Origin of the sequence: Saccharothrix sp. ST-888 (genome assembly GCF_000955975.1) — a bacterium.
Taxonomy (GTDB): Bacteria; Actinomycetota; Actinomycetes; order Streptomycetales; family Streptomycetaceae; genus Kitasatospora.
In genome coordinates this window covers 1-330 of sequence record NZ_JYJF01000739.1, presented here as the reverse complement: position 1 = coordinate 330, position 330 = coordinate 1, and the positions used below count along the sequence as shown (strand labels likewise).

At 68.5% G+C, this 330-nt stretch carries 1 protein-coding gene and 1 pseudogene; both read right to left on the bottom strand.

All coding sequences use genetic code 11. The features are described from left to right. The coding region (locus UK12_RS45430) for a hypothetical protein (RefSeq protein ID WP_197085421.1) at positions 1-122 on the bottom strand (122 nt) is incomplete at its 3' end. Positions 123-125: 3 nt separating this feature from the next. Beyond that, a pseudogene (locus UK12_RS42350) lies at positions 126-330 on the bottom strand (amino acid permease); the annotation flags it as partial.

Here is a 330-nt window from a genome sequence, read left to right as displayed (position 1 = left end):
ATGTACAGCAGGGTGACCACGACCAGCGAGATGATGATCGCCAGCGGCAGCGTGCGGCGCGGGCTCCTGACCTCTTCACCCGCCGTGGAGACCGCGTCCAGACCGCTGAACGAGGAGAAGATGCGCTACGCGGCCACCTGCCCACCGCCGAAGCCGCGCGGCCTGCACGGGCTCGGGTTGCCCCTGCCGAAGCCCAGGTCGAAGAACTTGTTCACGTACTGGCCCCAGCTGACCGCGATGGCGGACGCCGAGTGCCCGTACTCCATCCGCAGGCAGACGCCGAGCCCGAAGGCGACGATCTCGCCGACCGTCGCATCGGCGTACGAGTAC